2 protein-coding genes are annotated in these 1,026 nt (G+C 42.0%); both read left to right on the top strand.

Annotated elements, in window-relative coordinates:
• A partial coding sequence (locus tag HMPREF0023_RS01775) for an FAD-dependent oxidoreductase (protein ID WP_008941004.1) occupies window positions 1-563 on the top strand: 563 nt, incomplete at its 5' end.
• A 164-nt stretch (window positions 564-727) separates the two neighbouring features.
• The coding region (locus tag HMPREF0023_RS01770; protein ID WP_034437175.1) for a hypothetical protein at window positions 728-1,026 on the top strand (299 nt) is incomplete at its 3' end.

Genomic DNA, 1,026 nt, shown 5'->3' with positions numbered 1-1,026 from the left:
CTGAATATCGTACCCGTGGTGTCGCTTATTGCCCACACTGTGATGGTCCATTGTTCAAAGGTAAACGTGTTGCTGTAATTGGTGGTGGTAACTCTGGTGTGGAAGCTGCGATTGATCTTGCTGGGATTGTTGAACATGTAACCTTGGTTGAGTTCGATACCAAACTTCGAGCTGATCAAGTATTGCAAGATAAGTTAAACAGCTTATCTAATACAACAGTGATCATGAATGCATTGAGTACTGAAGTGCTTGGTGATGGTTCACAAGTCACAGGCTTGAAGTATAAAGATCGTGCTACAGATCAAGAACATGTGGTTGAGCTTGCAGGGATCTTTGTTCAAATTGGTTTATTACCGAATACAGATTTCTTGAAAGACAGCACTGTTGAATTAAGCAATCGTGGTGAGATCATGGTGAATGATCGCAATGAAACCAATGTGAAAGGTGTCTTTGCTGCAGGAGACTGTACTACAGTGCCTTATAAGCAAATCATCATTGCCACAGGTGAAGGCGCGAAAGCTTCGCTCTCTGCTTTTGATTATATGATTCGTTCGGGAGTTTAGTGTTTAACACAGCATCCAAATGTGCACACTCTTACATTCTTTAAATGTAAGTGTGTGTTTTTACAAGTTATCAACAATTTTTCAACTTTATTTGTCAACGTTTTTATGTTTATATTTTTACTATCCATTGTTTTTGGATGCCACAATGAGAAGGAAATATGAAAATGAATAAATTACTTGTTGCTTTAGGTCTCGCTGCTACAGTTGCACTTGTAGGCTGTAATAAAGATAAAGCGCCTGAAACAGGCGCTACCACGGGTGAACACTTAGAGCATGCTGCTGACCAAGCTGGTCATGATATTGCTACAGCAGTTGATACAGCTGCGGATCAAATTGATGCTGCTGCCGATCACACGGCAACTGCAACGGCTGAAGCCGCTGCGGAAACTGAAGCTGCTGCACGCGAAGCTGCCGCGAATGTTGCAGGTGCAGTTGAATCAACTGCTGCTGACGCAAAAGAAAA

The sequence above is a fragment of the Acinetobacter sp. ATCC 27244 genome (genome assembly GCF_000156555.1).
In the GTDB taxonomy this organism is placed as follows: Bacteria; Pseudomonadota; Gammaproteobacteria; order Pseudomonadales; family Moraxellaceae; genus Acinetobacter; species Acinetobacter haemolyticus.
The sequence above is the reverse complement of the archived record's forward strand: the minus strand, read 5'-3'. Positions and strand labels throughout refer to the sequence as shown.